This is a genomic window from Agrobacterium sp. SORGH_AS 787 (assembly GCF_030819035.1).
Taxonomy (GTDB): Bacteria; Pseudomonadota; Alphaproteobacteria; order Rhizobiales; family Rhizobiaceae; genus Agrobacterium; species Agrobacterium larrymoorei_B.
In genome coordinates, this window is the sequence record NZ_JAUTBG010000001.1 from 1,848,779 (window position 1) to 1,864,017 (window position 15,239).

General features: G+C 58.6%; 15 protein-coding genes. 6 read left to right on the forward strand and 9 right to left on the reverse strand.

Annotation, left to right across the window (positions count from 1 at the left end; translation table 11 throughout):
• The first annotated feature begins 96 nt into the window (after positions 1 to 96).
• Together QE435_RS08140 and QE435_RS08145 are read left to right on the forward strand one after the other, a co-directional pair.
• A complete protein-coding gene (locus tag QE435_RS08140) occupies positions 97 to 630 on the forward strand; it encodes a cytochrome b (protein ID WP_349040894.1) in 534 nt (177 codons plus the stop codon).
• A 10-nt stretch (positions 631 to 640) separates the two neighbouring features.
• On the forward strand, positions 641 to 1,474 hold the full coding sequence (locus QE435_RS08145; RefSeq protein ID WP_349040895.1) for a RibD family protein: 834 nt from the start codon (positions 641 to 643) through the stop codon (positions 1,472 to 1,474).
• On the opposite strand, the gene QE435_RS08150 is transcribed toward QE435_RS08145, so the two are convergent.
• From QE435_RS08150 to QE435_RS08165, 4 genes are read right to left on the reverse strand one after another with little or no spacing between them, the layout of a single operon-like run.
• Positions 1,403 to 2,197 (reverse strand): class I SAM-dependent methyltransferase, encoded by a 795-nt coding sequence (locus QE435_RS08150; protein WP_349040896.1) that lies wholly within the window; start codon positions 2,195 to 2,197, stop codon positions 1,403 to 1,405. The genes QE435_RS08145 and QE435_RS08150 overlap by 72 nt on opposite strands.
• Complete coding sequence (locus QE435_RS08155; protein WP_349040897.1) at positions 2,194 to 3,240, reverse strand: glycosyltransferase family 4 protein; 1,047 nt, start codon at positions 3,238 to 3,240, stop codon at positions 2,194 to 2,196. Before QE435_RS08155 ends, QE435_RS08150 begins: the two co-directional genes overlap by 4 nt.
• Positions 3,237 to 3,635 carry a 6-carboxytetrahydropterin synthase gene (locus QE435_RS08160; protein WP_349040898.1) on the reverse strand — a complete coding sequence of 133 codons (399 nt, stop codon included), beginning with the start codon at positions 3,633 to 3,635 and terminating at the stop codon, positions 3,237 to 3,239. The genes QE435_RS08155 and QE435_RS08160 overlap by 4 nt, the downstream gene beginning before the upstream one ends.
• A gap of 13 nt (positions 3,636 to 3,648) precedes the next feature.
• Positions 3,649 to 4,476, reverse strand: coding sequence for a zinc-binding alcohol dehydrogenase (locus QE435_RS08165; RefSeq protein ID WP_349040899.1), 828 nt, complete (start codon positions 4,474 to 4,476; stop codon positions 3,649 to 3,651).
• A 328-nt stretch (positions 4,477 to 4,804) separates the two neighbouring features.
• On the opposite strand from QE435_RS08165, the gene ribA reads away from it, so the two are divergent.
• Genes ribA through QE435_RS08180 form a run of 3 tightly spaced genes read left to right on the forward strand, consistent with a single transcriptional unit; the run spans position 4,805 to position 7,453 of the window.
• Positions 4,805 to 5,911 (forward strand): GTP cyclohydrolase II RibA, encoded by a 1,107-nt coding sequence (gene ribA / locus QE435_RS08170; RefSeq protein ID WP_349040900.1) that lies wholly within the window; start codon positions 4,805 to 4,807, stop codon positions 5,909 to 5,911.
• Between the two features lie 25 nt (positions 5,912 to 5,936).
• A complete protein-coding gene (locus tag QE435_RS08175) occupies positions 5,937 to 6,701 on the forward strand; it encodes a CDP-alcohol phosphatidyltransferase family protein (RefSeq protein ID WP_349040901.1) in 765 nt (254 codons plus the stop codon).
• Positions 6,698 to 7,453: an FkbM family methyltransferase gene (locus QE435_RS08180; protein ID WP_349040902.1), complete on the forward strand. Its 756-nt coding sequence runs from the start codon at positions 6,698 to 6,700 to the stop codon at positions 7,451 to 7,453. Before QE435_RS08175 ends, QE435_RS08180 begins: the two co-directional genes overlap by 4 nt.
• Positions 7,454 to 7,461: 8 nt before the next feature.
• Here QE435_RS08180 and QE435_RS08185 read toward each other — a convergent pair whose 3' ends face one another.
• A complete protein-coding gene (locus QE435_RS08185) occupies positions 7,462 to 8,379 on the reverse strand; it encodes a lysylphosphatidylglycerol synthase transmembrane domain-containing protein (protein WP_349040903.1) in 918 nt (305 codons plus the stop codon).
• Between the two features lie 117 nt (positions 8,380 to 8,496).
• On the opposite strand from QE435_RS08185, the gene QE435_RS08190 reads away from it, so the two are divergent.
• The gene (locus tag QE435_RS08190; RefSeq protein ID WP_349040904.1) at positions 8,497 to 10,074 is read left to right on the forward strand and encodes a sulfatase; all 1,578 of its coding nucleotides are present in this window, start codon (positions 8,497 to 8,499) and stop codon (positions 10,072 to 10,074) included.
• 20 nt (positions 10,075 to 10,094) lie between these two features.
• Here QE435_RS08190 and QE435_RS08195 read toward each other — a convergent pair whose 3' ends face one another.
• The 4 genes from QE435_RS08195 to QE435_RS08210 all read right to left on the reverse strand — a co-directional run bounded on the left by QE435_RS08195 (position 10,095) and on the right by QE435_RS08210 (position 15,221).
• On the reverse strand, positions 10,095 to 11,828 hold the full coding sequence (locus tag QE435_RS08195) for a M14 family metallopeptidase (protein WP_349040905.1): 1,734 nt from the start codon (positions 11,826 to 11,828) through the stop codon (positions 10,095 to 10,097).
• Between the two features lie 5 nt (positions 11,829 to 11,833).
• Positions 11,834 to 12,682, reverse strand: a complete 849-nt coding sequence (locus tag QE435_RS08200) for an ABC transporter permease (RefSeq protein WP_349040906.1) — start codon at positions 12,680 to 12,682, stop codon at positions 11,834 to 11,836.
• Between the two features lie 6 nt (positions 12,683 to 12,688).
• Entirely contained in the window at positions 12,689 to 13,612 is a 924-nt protein-coding gene (locus QE435_RS08205; RefSeq protein WP_349040907.1) for an ABC transporter permease, read from the reverse strand.
• A gap of 73 nt (positions 13,613 to 13,685) precedes the next feature.
• Complete coding sequence (locus QE435_RS08210; protein WP_349040908.1) at positions 13,686 to 15,221, reverse strand: ABC transporter substrate-binding protein; 1,536 nt, start codon at positions 15,219 to 15,221, stop codon at positions 13,686 to 13,688.
• Positions 15,222 to 15,239 lie beyond the last annotated feature (18 nt).

Genomic DNA, 15,239 nt, shown 5'->3' on the forward strand with positions numbered 1-15,239 from the left:
TGCAAGGGTACCACATCGAGTTCTATCAATACTGAGAACTATCACTCGCTCCGTCCGTTGTGGCATGATGATGCTCGATTCCGAGGAGTCTTATGGATGAGTAATCAATCGCTGCCGGATGTTCCAAGATACAGTGCCGCTTCGAGGGGGCTTCACTGGGTCGTTGCCATCCTCGTTTTCCTGACATGGCCGCTGGGTCTGATGATCGGCTTCGTCAAGGATGAGGTGAAGCTCGACTTTTACCTCGTCCACGAAAGCCTTGGATTTCTGCTGCTTTGGGTCATGTTGCTGAGGGTCGGGGCAAGACTGTATCAACCGGCGCCACCGATAGAGGGACCAGCGCTGGAGCGGATCGCCGCCCATGCGGTCCATGGTCTGCTCTACCTCTTCCTCATCATCATGCCGGTGTCTGGTTTCCTTGCCACGAATGCGTATGGCTTTCCCCTGCAATGGTTCGGAGTGGTGCCCGTCTGGAGCCCGATCGGAAAATCTCCTGAGATCGCACCGGTATTTTCGGCGATCCATGAATGGAGCGCTTGGATCATTTTAGCGCTGTTCGCGTTACACATGCTGGCTGTGATCTTCCACCATCTGATCCGCCGGGACGCCACGCTTTACCGCATTCTTTAAAGGGACGTCGATGCGCAACCTTCACATGACCGACAGGCTCTGGACAAAGCTTCTTTCCATTCGTGACGGGAAGGATGCACTGCGCCGAAAGGAAGCCGACCCAGCGCTCATGCTCTATGGTCCTATTGCGGCAGCCAGGGACGGTTTCGTCATCGCGCAGGTCGGTCAGTCGCTTGACGGTCGGGTCGCAACGCCAACAGGCGATGCTCGCGACATATCCGGACCTGATGGTCTGGCGCATCTCCACCGGTGTCGTGCCCTTGTGGATGCGGTCATTGTCGGTGTCGGCACGGTTCAGAACGACAATCCGCGCCTTTCGGTTCGCGAAGTCAAGGGACCGAGCCCCACACGTGTCATCATCGATTGCAAGGGCGAACTGACTGGACACGAGGGGCTGTTCAATGATGACGGCGCTCCAGTGATCGTCATTCAAGGACATGACGCGCATGCGACGTCGTATCGCGCCGAGGTGATAAAACTTCAGCGCGGCGCCGGAGGACTTGACCCCCGAGACATTCTCGATTGTCTCGCAGAGCGCGGATTGAAACGCATTCTCGTCGAAGGCGGGGCGCGCACGATCTCTCGCTTTATCGATGCGGGACTGGTCGACCGACTGCATGTTGCGATCGCGCCTCTGATTATTGGTTCAGGTCCGTGCGGGATTTCGCTTCCGCCGATCGCAAGGCTTTGCAACGCCCACCGCCCCCAAGCCGATATCTATGGTCTCGGGAGCGACGTGCTTTTCGACTGCTGCCTGAAGCCGCAGTCGGATTTAAACGTTCGGAAGGGCCAGGAAATCCGTGTGGCCGACGATGCACCGGCTTCCATCTACGCCAACGCGTGACAAGCGAAACTCAAGCCAACTCTTGAACTCTGCCGTGTCGATGTTTCCGATTTCTTGGATAGGGGCGGCGAGGCCCGCAAGAAACTCGCTCTGAAGCGCCTCGGAATCAGGCCCGAGCGCCCATGGGCTGGAGGCCGTCTTGACGGAAAATCCTGCATCCTCGCACAAGCTCGACAGATAGCCTGAAGCGTCAGGTCCAAGAGCCGGTCCGAAGCCCTTATCCGTGCGTTGATGCTGGTTGAAGCTGGCAACAACGGCACGATCAAGAGGATGCTTGATCGACCATTCCATGGCGCCGTCATAGTTGAGCGCCGCATAAAGCCCGATCTTTTTGCGCGCCAATCGCTCGACAAATCGTCGGCAGAAGTCCGCCGAACAGAGGTCGAACAAGGCGGATGCGGTGACGACCGCGACATTGTCGAGCAAGGTCTCGTCCAGCGTATTGAGGTCGGCGCAATGAAACGAAACGTCGTCCCGCGGCCCGATCTGGCGTTTTGCCTCGTCAAGCAACACCGTCTCATAATCCAGTAGCTTCCACTTAACATCGGGAAGACGTGGCGAGAGGGTGCGAAAGGTCGATCCCGTGCCGCAACCAATATCCATGACGACATGCTGAGAGTGGGATTGGATGTATTCTTTCACCGCCTCAACAAGAGAGGACGATCGTGCCTCGCGATCTGCCGGTTCACGAAGGCGAAGCCATTCCTTGTCAAAGCCGCTCATATCAATGCTTTCAATCTGTTGGAAAGGATGGTGCACGTATCGGTCCAGCTCGGAAGATCTGCACCCGCAGATGCTGCCGCCTCGGCCCGGCGTGCTCGATCCTCGGGATCCATCAAGAGGCGTTTCAACGCAGAGGCTAAAGCCTCCACATCGTCCACCGGCAGAAGATAACCGGCCTCGCTTGGCACGACTTCCGGCACGGCGCCCGTATGGCACGCAACGATCGGCAGGCCGTAAGAGAGTGCTTCCGCAAACACCATGCCGTAGCCTTCATAGCGGCTGGCAAGCGCGAAGATGTCCGCACTCGCATAGGCCGCCGAAAGCTCCTCGCATTCACCTGCCAGCGTGATGCGGTCGTTCAGGTCAAGAGCGCTGATCTGCTCCGCCAAAGCGGCAGCGACAGAAGGGTCGAGATGTGGGCTCCCGATAATCGTGGTCTTCCACGGCAGATCGACGATCATGGCAAGCGAGGCGATCAGGACGTCATGGCCTTTTCGTCGCGTGAGGGAGCCGACGGAGAGGATCTGAGGGACGTCGTTTTGTGCCTTATGGCTTTTCGGTTGCCTCACCGTGCCGGGCACAGCCACACTCACCTTGGCGGTCGGAACAGCAAAGTTCTTGATCAGCTCGCGTGCCGTCATTGGTGACGTAACGAAAACATGCTGCGTCGTGGCAAGAGCCCGTCTTTCGCTGCTCCGCAAGCGGGATTGATCGGCCTCGCTTACGCCGGTTTCAAGCGCCAGGGGATGATGGACAAGCGCCACGATCTTCAGGCGCTGTTCTTCACGCTTTGCCCACTCGTCCATGACGCCGAAGGCAAGCCCGTCGATCATCACCAGCGTGCCGTCGGGCAGCGCAGAGAGACGTCCTTCAGCCTTTTCCAATGCCTGGAAAGAAGGGGAGGGAAAACCCTCTCCAAGAGCGATAAGGTCGATATCCCATCCAAGCCGCCTCAGACCCGCGATCATTTCACGATCGTAGCCATAGCCTCCGGTCTTCAGTTCAAGATTACCGGGGTAGGCGAAGGCCAGCCGTTGTCTCAAAGGTCGGCCTCGTACCAGCCGCGTGCGGCGTGCGATTCATGCAGCAGCACCCGGATGCGGCAAATCCGGTGGCTTCCGGGGCCAAGCCGCTTGGCGGCAATGGCCTCAGCGAGTTGATCGAAAATATGCTTTGCAATGACTTCGGTGGTGCTGACCTTGCCCTTGAAGACATCAAGCTCGTCGAGGTTCTGATAATTCAACGGCTTCAGCGTTTCGGAGAGAACACTTGTCGCTGCGCCGATATCAACGGCAAGACCGTCTTCGTCCACGTCCTTCGTGAAAAATGCAGCATCGACAACGAAGGTGGCGCCATGCATGCCTTGTGCTGGTCCGAAGACGGGACGCGGCAGGCTGTGGGCGATCATGATGTGGTCTCTGACTTCGACTGCGAACATGGTCTCTCTTTCGTTAGTAGCGGATGCGGTGGCAGAGCGTCGTCTGCGATGAAAGGATACGGGGGTAATCGTCGGCCAGATCAGCAAAGGCCGTCTCGCCGGAAATCAGGTGATCGAGGCTCTCGTCCTCCAACAGTTCCAAGGCTTTCGCCATACGTCGGCCAAAGCTCCAGCGCGCTCGCCGCGAGGCAGGAACGGCACCGACCTGCGAACTTAGGAGTTGCAGGCGCTTGGAATGGAAGGCGCCGCCGAGCGGAATGGATACGTTCTTGTCGCCATACCAGCTTGCCTCGATGATGCGCGCCTCGGTGCCAGCGTGTTCGATGGCCTCGGAAAGTGCGGCGCCCGCCGCCGAGGCGTTGATCAACACGTCAAACTCGCCATTGAGCGTACCCGCCTCTGCAAAGGAGATACCCATGGCCTCCACATGCGCGCGGCGATCGGTGTTGGTGTCCACCAAGACCGTCTCTGTGCCTGCAATCCGGCGGGAAAGACCGGCGATCAACGTGCCAACGACGCCGGCGCCGAAAACAGCGACCCTGTCGCCCGGTTGGACCATGGCATCCCAAACGATGTTGAGTGCCGTTTCCATGTTTGCCGCGAGCACGCCACGCTCTGGCGGAAGATCTTCTGGCAGTAACGCGACCATGTCGCGGGTGGTGACGAAACGATCCTGGTGCGGATGAAGGCAGAACGCCGTCCTGCCGATCAAATCGTTGGGGCCATCTTCAACCTTCCCGACTGTGGAGTAGCCGTACTTCACGGGAAAGGAGAAATTGCCTTCCATGTGGGGACCGCGCATTCTGTCGAACTCGCTCAGCGGCACTTTGCCCGCCAGCACGAGAGACTCAGTGCCACGGCTGATCCCGCTAAAGAGCGTGCGAACCAGAACTTGGTCTGCCTGAACCGGCTCGAGGGTCTCTTGCCTTAAGGCGCAACGGTTTGCTGTCTCGACCCACAGCGCCCGGCAAATTATGTTTCTGCTATTCGAAGGTTCGGCCGACGTTGGTGCCAAAAGGGTGATCCTGATAAATGCGATTTCAATGGAGCGTATTGCCAAGACGCGCGTTTTGTTCCGTGCGGATTACCAAAATAAATTCCGTGTCTGCGAGAAATCCAACCATGATCTTCTCCGTAGAGAGCAAAAACGTCTAGGGAGAGTATGTCACATGTCGTCTGCCGCCCAAGCTGCCTTTGAGTCTTCCACCCCTGAGATTGAAGTAGAGCGCGCCGTTTCGGAACTTCGCTACGGTCGCCCCATCCTCTTCTCCTCGAACGAGCGACGCCTGGCAGTTCTCGCGCTGGATGCCGTTGCACCTTCGGTTTACGACCAGTTCGCAATGGCAACTGCGAACAGCCATTCTCTGCTCTTGACCGCGCCACGTGCAACACGTCTTGGCATTCTCGGTCATGGAGACGTGCTGACGCCCCTTTCAGGTGTCAGCTTCGAACAGGCTTCGCAGCTATCCTACGTTCTGGGTGCAGAGCGTCCGCAAAAATGGACCAAGGCCGACGAACTTGCATCGCAGACGGCAGAGCTGGCGCGCGTGGCGCTGCTCCTACCTGCCATGGTCATGGCCGATGTGTCTTCGTCGCCGGAGCGTTTTTCCGGATGCTGCGAGCTCTCTGCGTCCCGCCTGCTGAATACGAGAATGGCGCTCCAGCGTTTCGAAAAGGTGGTGAGAACCCGCGTCCCGCTTAAGGATCTCGGCGATTCCGAGTTCGTCGTGTTCCGCGGAGGACTTGCGCAAAAAGATCAGGTCGCGATTGTCGTCGGCAATCCCGACGTGTCGCGGACCGTGCCGATCCGCATCCATTCGTCCTGCATCACGGGTGACCTTTGCAACTCGCTGAAATGCGACTGTGGCGATCAGTTGCGCAACGGTCTGGCGCTGTTGAAGCAGGCCGGGGGTGGCGTGCTGCTCTACCTCGACCAGGAGGGTCGCGGCACCGGTATCGGCGCGAAGATGCGTGCCTATGGTTACCAGCATCTCGGCCTCGATACGATCGATGCCGACGCCGAGCTTGGCCTCTCCGAGGACCATCGCCGCTATGAGGCCGCTGTCGCCATGCTTGGCCATATGAACATTACGAGAGTGGCCGTCTATACGAACAATCCAACCAAGATCAAAGGTCTTCGTGCCGGGGGTATCGAGGTAGAAGCGCGCGCGCCCGTCACGGGCACCGTGACCGCCGAGAACCAGAACTACCTTCGAACCAAGACCGTTCGGGCCGGGCATCTGATGGACCTTGAAACGCTGGTCGCAGCCGAGTAAGCCTAAGGATCCCGGGAGGAGACAAATGGCACTGATCCACGGCGAGTCGCTGGCGACATTGAAAGACCGAAGGCCTCTCCTGCAAAATACGCTGGTAAATCTCGCCTGCCTATTGTTCGGCACCATCGCCGTCGCCGTCTTGGTGCGTGTGGAAATGTCGCTGGGTTGGGATTTTGTCGTTGCGGCAACGCTTTCCCTTTCGGCCATCTTTGCCTTTGTGCTCTATATGCTTCCGCAATACCCGTATCGGCAATTCGGCTACGCCAATATGGTGACGGCCTTTCGGGCGTCGCTCGTGAGTTTGACGGCGGCAACGGTGCTGTGTTTCGAAAGCCTGCAGCAGGCCGAAACGGTCTTATGGATCCTCGTCGGCGTCGTTGTGGTGGCGTTGATGCTTGACGGGATCGACGGCTATCTCGCACGGCGGTATCGCCAAGAATCTGAGCTTGGTGCGCGCTTCGATATGGAAGTCGATGCCTTCCTGATCCTGATCCTTTCGGTCGCAGCCGCTCTTTTGGACAAGGCTGGTGCTTGGGTGCTGCTGATCGGGCTGATGCGTTATGTCTTTGTGGCGGCTGGCTGGCTTCTTCCGGCCCTCGCGGCCGATCTCCCGCCGTCCACGAGACGCAAGTTCGTCTGCGTCGTGCAGGTGTCGGCGCTGTGCCTCATCCTCGTGCCTGCTGTCGTGGCTCCAGTTTCAGACTATCTGGCTTCGGCAGCGCTTTTGATGCTTGTCTACTCATTTGCTGCAGACATTGTGTATCTCGTGGGCAAGCGGGTGGGCGCATGACGGTGGCGGGGAGGCTGTCGTCATCGCTCGGTCTCATTCGCTCTCTCATCGTCTATTACGGTCAGCCGTGGAGACGTTTCGGCTTGAAGCGCCTCTACCGTTCCCTTGTTTCCCCTGGACAACTCGTCTTCGACATCGGCGCTCATGTGGGAAGCCGCAGCCGAACACTGATCGAGATCGGAGCGAGGGTCGTTGCAATCGAGCCTCAGCCGCTCTTCGCAGATTTCATCGAAAAGCATCTTGGCAAAGAGCTTGAGGGGTTCGAAAGGGTCGCTGTCGGTGCATCTCAGGGAAGTGTGGACCTGCTGATCTCCAGCCGCCACCCAACGGTTACCAGCGTTTCGTCCAGCTTTGTTGAAGCGGTCAAGCAGAATGCCGGATTCTCTCACGTCGAATGGGACAAGAAGGTCACCGTTCCCATGCTGCGCCTGGATGATCTCATCGAAAAATACGGGGTGCCGGCCTTCATCAAGATCGACGTGGAGGGCGCTGAAGCAGCGGTCCTCTCAGGCTTGAGCCAGCCGATTGACCTCATCGCATTCGAGTATATCCCGGCCATGCCGTCTGTTGCCCATAAAGCGATCGCGAAGCTTGTCTCGATCGGCGACTACCGCTTCAATCGCGTCGAAGGCGAAACCCATCGCTTCGTTTCGCAAGGGTGGAAAACGGGAAGCCAGATGCTGACGGAACTCGCTGCTATGCCGGCCGATGCCAGGTCCGGCGACGTCTATGCGCGGATTGATCGTCGGTGAGGCAGCGCTCAGGCGTGGCTCGGTCGTCTCTTCAAGGCGCTGGCGGCAAGGAAGATCGCGCCGGGCGCGGTGCCCAGGAGAGACAGCCACCCATAAGTGATGCTCGCCGCCAGTCCATCGACCGGTGCCGCTCCCAACAACGGCCAGAGCGCCATTGCCGCGGCCTCACGTGTGCCCCAGCCGCCAAAGCCTGTTGGAATGAGCATTGCCACGAGACAGAAAGGGATGATCGTCAAACAGGCGACCCAGGGCAGGTGCGAGCCTGTCGCGGCAGCGGCGATGAAGAATATGATCACATAGGTCATCAGCACGCTCATGCTTGTGATGGACTGGACGACCCATGCTCCTCGTCGCACAAACACCTCGGCGAGGCCTTCATGCAATGCGCTCTCCGCCGCCCATTTGGGCTTCGCCAGAGAAAGAGCGAACGCTGCGACCAAAAGGAGCGCGCCAGCAAACAGGAGATAGTGCCGCAGCTGTTGTCCGAAATCCGTCGTCGTCACCAACGGCCAGACAATGATCCCGACGATCGCAAGAATGAAAAAGGCAATCTGCCCGGACAGTCTCTCGAAGATCACCGCCTTGGCAGGCTGGCGCCAGCCGCCGGGTTCGTTACCTCGCATTCGCCACGCCCTGATGGCATCTCCACCCACGCCGCCCGGAAGGGTCTGATTCAGGAAGCTTGCGACATAATATTCGCGTATTGCTTTAAGAGGAGCGATGTCATGGCCGAGACGACGGGAGGTGAAACGCCAGCGAAGCGCAGAGAGGACGACTTGCACCTGGACCAGCGCAAGACAGATTGCGACAACAACCCAAGAGGTTCGGGAGAGCGATTGTCCGAGAGCGCTCACATCTGTTCGAAGAATGATCGCAATCAGAAATGTAAGCGTGATAAAAGAGACGACAATTCGCAGTTTGTTCAAGCGGGAAGACCTTTGCATTCGGCTGCTTTTCCAGCTCATTGATACGCACTGCCTGGAGAGTGGATTGAAGTGAACGGGAAAATCGGGTCCAGCCGCAAACACATTAACTTGAAAGCCATGATTGGTGCATTGCTTTTCTCGTCTGCTGCACTGCTCGCTTTCAACCTGCCTGATCATCCCGATGCACTCGGGATGGGAGCCTTCGAGAGACTCCCGTTGGAGTGGTCTCTCATCGGCCTTCTCACGCTTTTGACGAGGGGTTGGCTAAGGCGCATCGTGATTTTCGTGTGCGGCTTCGTCGTCTTCCTCGTGCTTTTCCTGAAGCTCGCGGATATTGGCGTGCAGTCTGCCTTCCAGCGCCCGTTCAACCCCTATCTCGATATCAAGATGCTAAAGGATGGCTGGAACCTGATTTCCGGTACGATCGGCACACCGGCAGCGCTCGCAGCCTTGGTCGGAGGAGTTCTGATCTTCGTCCTTGTGGCAAGCGTCTTCCTGAGGTCACTGACGTGGATGGGGAAGGCTGTTGGGTCGACGCGGCGCATTCTGACAGCGCTTTTCGCGGCAATCTTTGTCCTTGGGGCAGGGCTGATGTGGCTGGGCTTGCCTTGGGTGGATTTTCGCACGCCCGGCTATTTGTCGAATAGGCTGAGTTTGGTCGTACGCTCCGCAGAGGACATGCGAGCTTTCGAAAAGGAATTGGTCACGGGGCTTGGTCCAACAGATGGGCGTGATCTTTTTCAAAGCGTCAAAGGCAAGGACGTCATTCTGATCTTCGTTGAGTCCTATGGACGGTCTGCAATCGAAGATCCCCGATACGCCGACGTTACAGTGCCGCGGCTCAGCGCCATCAATAGTGAGATCGGAGAGGCAGGCTTACACGCAGCCAGTGGCTGGGTTACGTCTCCAACGGTTGGTGGCCTGAGCTGGCTTGCCCACGGCACCTTGCTGTCAGGGCTGTGGGTCGACAGTCAGGCACGCTACGATCGCCTGATGATCAGCCGCCAACCGAGCTTGAACCGGCTGTTTTCGCAAGCCGGATGGCACAGCGTGGCTGTCATGCCAGCCATCACCATGGCGTGGCCGGAAGCGGATTATTTCGGCTATGACCAGATCCTGTCGGCATCCGGCCTTCAATATCGTGGCAAGCCCTTCAACTGGGTGACGATGCCGGATCAGTACACCATGTCTGCTGTCGATCGTTTGGCGCTCGAACCTGCGCGCGAGCGGGGGCAGAATGTGATGGCGGAGATTGCACTCATTTCCAGCCACGCGCCATGGACGCCGGTGCCGAAGCTCATCGATTGGGACAAGGTCGGCGATGGCTCCGCCTTCAACGATCAGGCTGCCAGTGGCGACCCGCCCTCCGTCGTCTGGGCTGACCCCGAGCGGGTGCGCCGCCAATACATACAGACGATCGATTATTCGTTGGCGACGCTCGGGGAGTTCATGGAAAGGCATCATCGCGGCGTGGTCTACGTTATCCTCGGCGATCATCAGCCCGCGTCCATCATTACGGGGCAGGGCGCGTCCCGCGCCGTGCCCGTGCATATCGTCAGCGACGATGCTGATCTCGTTGGCCACTTTGAGGCCAAGGGATTTGTTGGCGGGATGATGCCCGCCAATACGACGCCAGAGCAACCAATGAGCGACCTCCGTCAGACTCTCATCGATGCTTTCAGTGGCGCGCCTTGAGGAAGGCGCGCACGCGTGGGTCAGGCAGACGCGGTCTCACGCATAATCTCTTGCCAAGCGTCGTAGGCCGAGAGAACCGTCTCCATCTGCGCGGTGTGACCGGTGATGAAATCGTCACCATAGATCGTTTCGTCCGGGTACTCGGTGATCAGGGTCATGGGGACCGTATGCCGATCATCGACGGATGAGAGGCAGGGGAAGCCATTGATGATCCGAAAACCTGTCTCGCCCGCGTGGATTTCATACAGAGCGATCTGGCGGTTGTTGTAATCGAGAAGCCCGGGGATCGCGCCGAGATGCCGTGTGACCTTGTCCAGCAACGCTTCTGCTTGAAGTTCCCAATCCGGGTGATGGCGGATGATGAGAAAGAAGCCCTTCGGCAACGTCCACATGGCGAAGTTGCGCGGCACATATCCGGAAAGCGGTCTCGTCCATTCGTGTGATGGATAGCCATGCAGGTTCACATGCAGCCTCGCCTTGCTCTTTTGCTCGGCCTTGAATCGGATTTCCTTTTCGAACAGGTTCGTGCCAGCGTTCTCCGAGGTGCGATATTCGAGATCATCGCCAAGCGCCGTATAGCGGGCCGCATGATGCATATGGCGAGGATTGTCGAGGCGAAGTCGCTGGTGCACGGCATAGCCGTCCGGGTTCTCCAGCGGAGATATCGTAAAGTGGGCTTGCTTCCTCTGAGCAAGCTTACGGGCTGCGCGAAGAGCGCCGACAATGCCCGTCGTTTCGTTCGGATGTTGCCCGCCGCTGATCATCACGGCGGTATCGTCGCCCGCTTTATAGCGAGCGGAAAGGACGCGTCCGGAACGCGATTGTGCTTCGAAGGCCTCGCCGCCGATGTCTGTAAGAAGCTTTCTGATCTGGCTTTCCGCGATTGGTTCTCGGGCGGTGTCGATCGGCTGCTCATTGCCGTCGGAGAAACCTGTCGTGAGCGCTCGCGTCTCGATGACGACCGAAATTTCGCCGTCGCTCTTGACGATCTCCGGCACGATCTGGCCCGGTCTCAGCCCCCGATCACCCAAGGGCCGGCCGGATTTTTTCTGGAAAAATTCGAGAAGGGAGAAATAGAAATCTTCATGGAGCGCTTCGCGGAGGCTCACGACCTCATCGCCGACCGGCAACGAGATATCCTGCGCGGGGTGAGTAACACGGACGTTCAGTTCTTCGAAATAGGGTTCATGGTCACCCCAGGGATGATTGGCTACGGCTTTGATACCCGCCTCGAAGAGCTTCTCGTAATCCGTTTCCAGTCGCTCACCCGGCTGCCCGCCAAGCTTCACCCAGCCTGTGGGTGATACATTGATTTCGCCAACGATGTCGGTATGTACGCGGTTCGGCGCGAGGACAGTCACGCTTTCGATCCGCTCCCCGCGCTTCAACGAGAGATCATAGTGAAAGTCATCGTCGTCACGGGCGATGAAGCTGATGTTTGCCTCACCCACGAGAGCCGCGAGCGGATAGGCCTCCAGGCGGAAGCGGTTGGCGGGTGCGTTGGGATGGACCGGATAGCGCACTTCGATCGCCTCGACACCCTCCAGGCTGATCTCTTCCAGGAAAGCAAAGAGAAGTGGTTTATAAGCGCTTCGGATCCGCGCATCCACGCCCTTTTCCTGCAATCGCTTTTCCGCCTGCCGCCGGCTTTCAGGATCGTCGAAGGTCCAGGCTTCCAGTTGCTGGCCTGGAATTCCATGCTCGACCAAGGTGTCCAGCGTTCGTGTGAAAGTCTGGCGGAAAAGCTGGTTCATGGCGTTTACCTCGAGGTTCTGCCGGTCGGGTCCAGGCTGTCGCGCAGCCAGTCGCCGAGAAGGTTGAGACCGAGAACGGTCAAAAGGATCGCCAGGCCTGGGAAGGCGCTGACCCACCATGCGATCTGAAGATAAGTACGCCCATCCGCCAGCATACCGCCCCAGCTGGGAATCGTGGGATCGACGCCGAGGCCGAGGAAGGTCAGGCTGCTCTCGAGCAGGATGTTGGTGGCGATGTTCAGCGTCATCAGCACGATGACGGGACCGATCAGGTTTGGTAGCAGGTGCTGGAGGATGATGCGCCAGTCCTTCACGCCGATGGCACGGGCAGACAGAATGAATTCGCGCTCTCTCAGCGTCAGCACCGAACCGCGCACCAGACGGGCATACTGCACCCACTGCGATACGATCAGCAGGATGATGGTGTTCGTCAGGCTACCGCCCACGATGGCGATGAAAGTGATGGCCAGCAGGATGAAGGGCATGGCGAGCTGGATGTCGGCAAAGCGCATCACCAGCATGTCCCAGAAGCCGCGGTAATAACCGGCCACCAGCCCCACAGCGACGCCGAAGATCACCGCGCCGATCACCGAGGTGAAGCCAACGAGGAGTGAAATCTTGCCGCCAGCAACGACGCGTGCCAAGACGTCGCGGCCAAGCGGGTCGGTCCCGAACGGATGAGCCGCATTTGTAAATGGCTTTGCAAGTCGCGCCATCAGGTCGATCTTGTCTGCGCCACCGGGAAAGAGGAAGTCAGAGAAGACGACGGCAAGGCAGATCACCAGCGTCAGCGTTGCGCCCAGGATGAATTCAAGACTGTTGAAGCGCGAGGCACGCAAGGTTTTGGCAGCCATCGTCTCTTACTCCGTGCGGATGCGCGGATCGACAAGCCCATAGGCAATATCGACCAGAAGGTTGATGCCGACGATCATCAGCGACAGGACAGTGATGACGGCCTGGAGAACCGGGTAGTCGCGTGCACCGACCGCATCGAAGGCGAGCGTGCCGAGGCCCGGCCAGTTGAAGACGCGCTCGATGACGACGATGCCGCCGAGCAGCCCACCGAATTGAAGGCCGAAATAAGTAATGAGCGGAATGGCGCAGTTGCGGAGGGCGTGCTTGTAGAGCACCTTGTTTTCGCTCAGGCCCTTGGCCCGCGCCACCATCACATATTGCGAGCGTAACGTGTCGAGCATGGCCGTGCGCACCAGACGAACATTGGTTGCTGTCAGGATGACGCCCATTGTGACGGCTGGCATGATGTAGCTCGCAAATCCGCCCATGCCGCTGGGAGGCAACCAGCCGAGCGTGATCGAGAAGAGCAGCACCAGCATCGTCGCGAGCCAGAAATTCGGAAACGACAGGCCGATGAGCGAGAAGATGCGGATCACCTGATCCGCCGTCTTGCCGCGCGACGTGGCAGCCTTGATCCCAAGCGGAATGGAAAGCGCGATCGATACGGTCATGGAGATGAAAGCGAGGAGCAGCGTGGCTGGGAGTGCGTCCGCAATCAGTCGGGAGACCGGCGTGCTGCCGGTGAAGCTGCGCCCAAAATCGAGCGTTACAAGCCCCTTCAGAAAGCTGAAATATTGAACGAAGAAGGGTTGATCGGTCCCGAGCGCTGCACGAATGCGTGCCAGGTCGTCTTCCGTTATGCTGCCGCCGCCCTGGAACATGGTGACCGCGGGGTCGCCCGTGAGACGGATCGCGAAGGAGACGAGAAGGGTGATGGCGATGACGACGAAAATCGCCTGCAGCAATCGCTTGATGAGAAAACCGGCCACGTGTTTTTCCTTGAGAAATGTCCTGCCTTGCCCGCGCAAGCGGGCAAGGCGATGCGTCAAAGGGTCGAGAGCCTTATTCGACGGTGACGTCGGTGAGCTTCAGACGGTTGTCCGGTGGTGCGATGAAACCCTTGACCCGCTTGTTCATGCCGTAGATGGCGTTGGTGTTGTAGAGCGGAAGTTCAAGTGCGCGATCGGCGGTGTAGCTGCCGATCTCCTTCAGGATCTTTTCCCGCTCGGCGCGGTCTGTCAGCGGGCGCTGGGATTCCAGCATCTTGTCGAGCTTCTCGTCCTTATCATAGGGGTTCCACTTTTCGCCGGAGTGGTACATGGAATAGGCCGTGTTGTCGTAGTCGAAGGTCCAGCCGCCCCATTTCTGCTGGAACATGGCACCGGTCTTGCCCTGCGGGATGATGTCGTTCAGTAGAACGTTGGTTTCATAGGGCTTGATGGTCGCGGTGATGCCAACCATGGAGAGATAGCTGGAAATGACCTGCGCCACCTCATTCATCGTCGCGTCATTGCCGCGAATGTCGATCTGAAGCGTCGTGCCAGGCTTCACACCCGCTTCGGCCAACAGCTTCTTTGCGCCTTCTGGATCGTAGGGTAGAGGCTTGAGTTCGGGATCGTAACCAAAGGACAATGCACTCTGGAAGCTTGCGATTTCCGAGGCCTGCCCGGCAAGGATCGACTTCACAATGGTGCCGCGATCGACCGCCATGATGATCGCCTTACGCACCTTTGCATCGGCCGTCACGCCATCACGGGTGTTGAAGCGCAGTGCGTCAACGGTTGGGCCTGGAACGCTGACGATCTCAAGTTTGGAGTCGCCTTCAATCACAGGGATCATGCCGATTGGAATGGTGGGCGGTATGACCAGATCGACGCGGCCTGCCTGCAATTCTGCAACGGCGGTCGCAGGCTCAGCGATGAAGCGGTATTCCAGTTCCGACAGCTTCGGAGCGCCGCCCCAGTAATCCGGGTCCGCTTCCAGCTTGATGTTGTTTTTCGGTGCGTAGGACACGAACTTGAACGGACCGGTGCCGACAGGATTGAGGTTGAAGTTGTCCTCGCCCTTTTCCTGAATGTACTTCGGCGGCACGATCATGGCGCCGTAACCGGCCAGCTTGGTCAGCAACACGGGATCGGGTGCCTTCAGCTTCATATCGACGGTATAGTCGTCGACGATATCGACGCTTTCGATCGACACATAGTTGGAACGCTGTGGGCCCTTTGCGCCCTGTTCGCCGAGAAGGCGCTCGAAGGTGAATTTGACAGCGGCGGCGTTGAAGGGCTCGCCGTCGTGGAACTTGACGTTCTGGCGGAGCTTGAAGCGGATGCGCTTGCCCCCATCCAGTTCCTCCCAGGATTCAGCGAGGCCTGGGACCAGCTTCAAATCCGGGCCGCGATAGGTCAGACCGTCAAAGATGTTGGTGGCAACCGCTGCCCACTGAACCAGAAAGGTGTCGATCGGGTCCCAGCTGCCCGGGTCCTGCGGGCTGGAAATGGTCATTTTGCCGGCGGCAAAAGCGGGTGATGCCACGAATGCTACGCTGGCCAAGGCCAGCGACGTCATGGCAGCGGATATTCCCCTTTTGATTAGTCTCATCTTCTGTTTCCTCTTCAG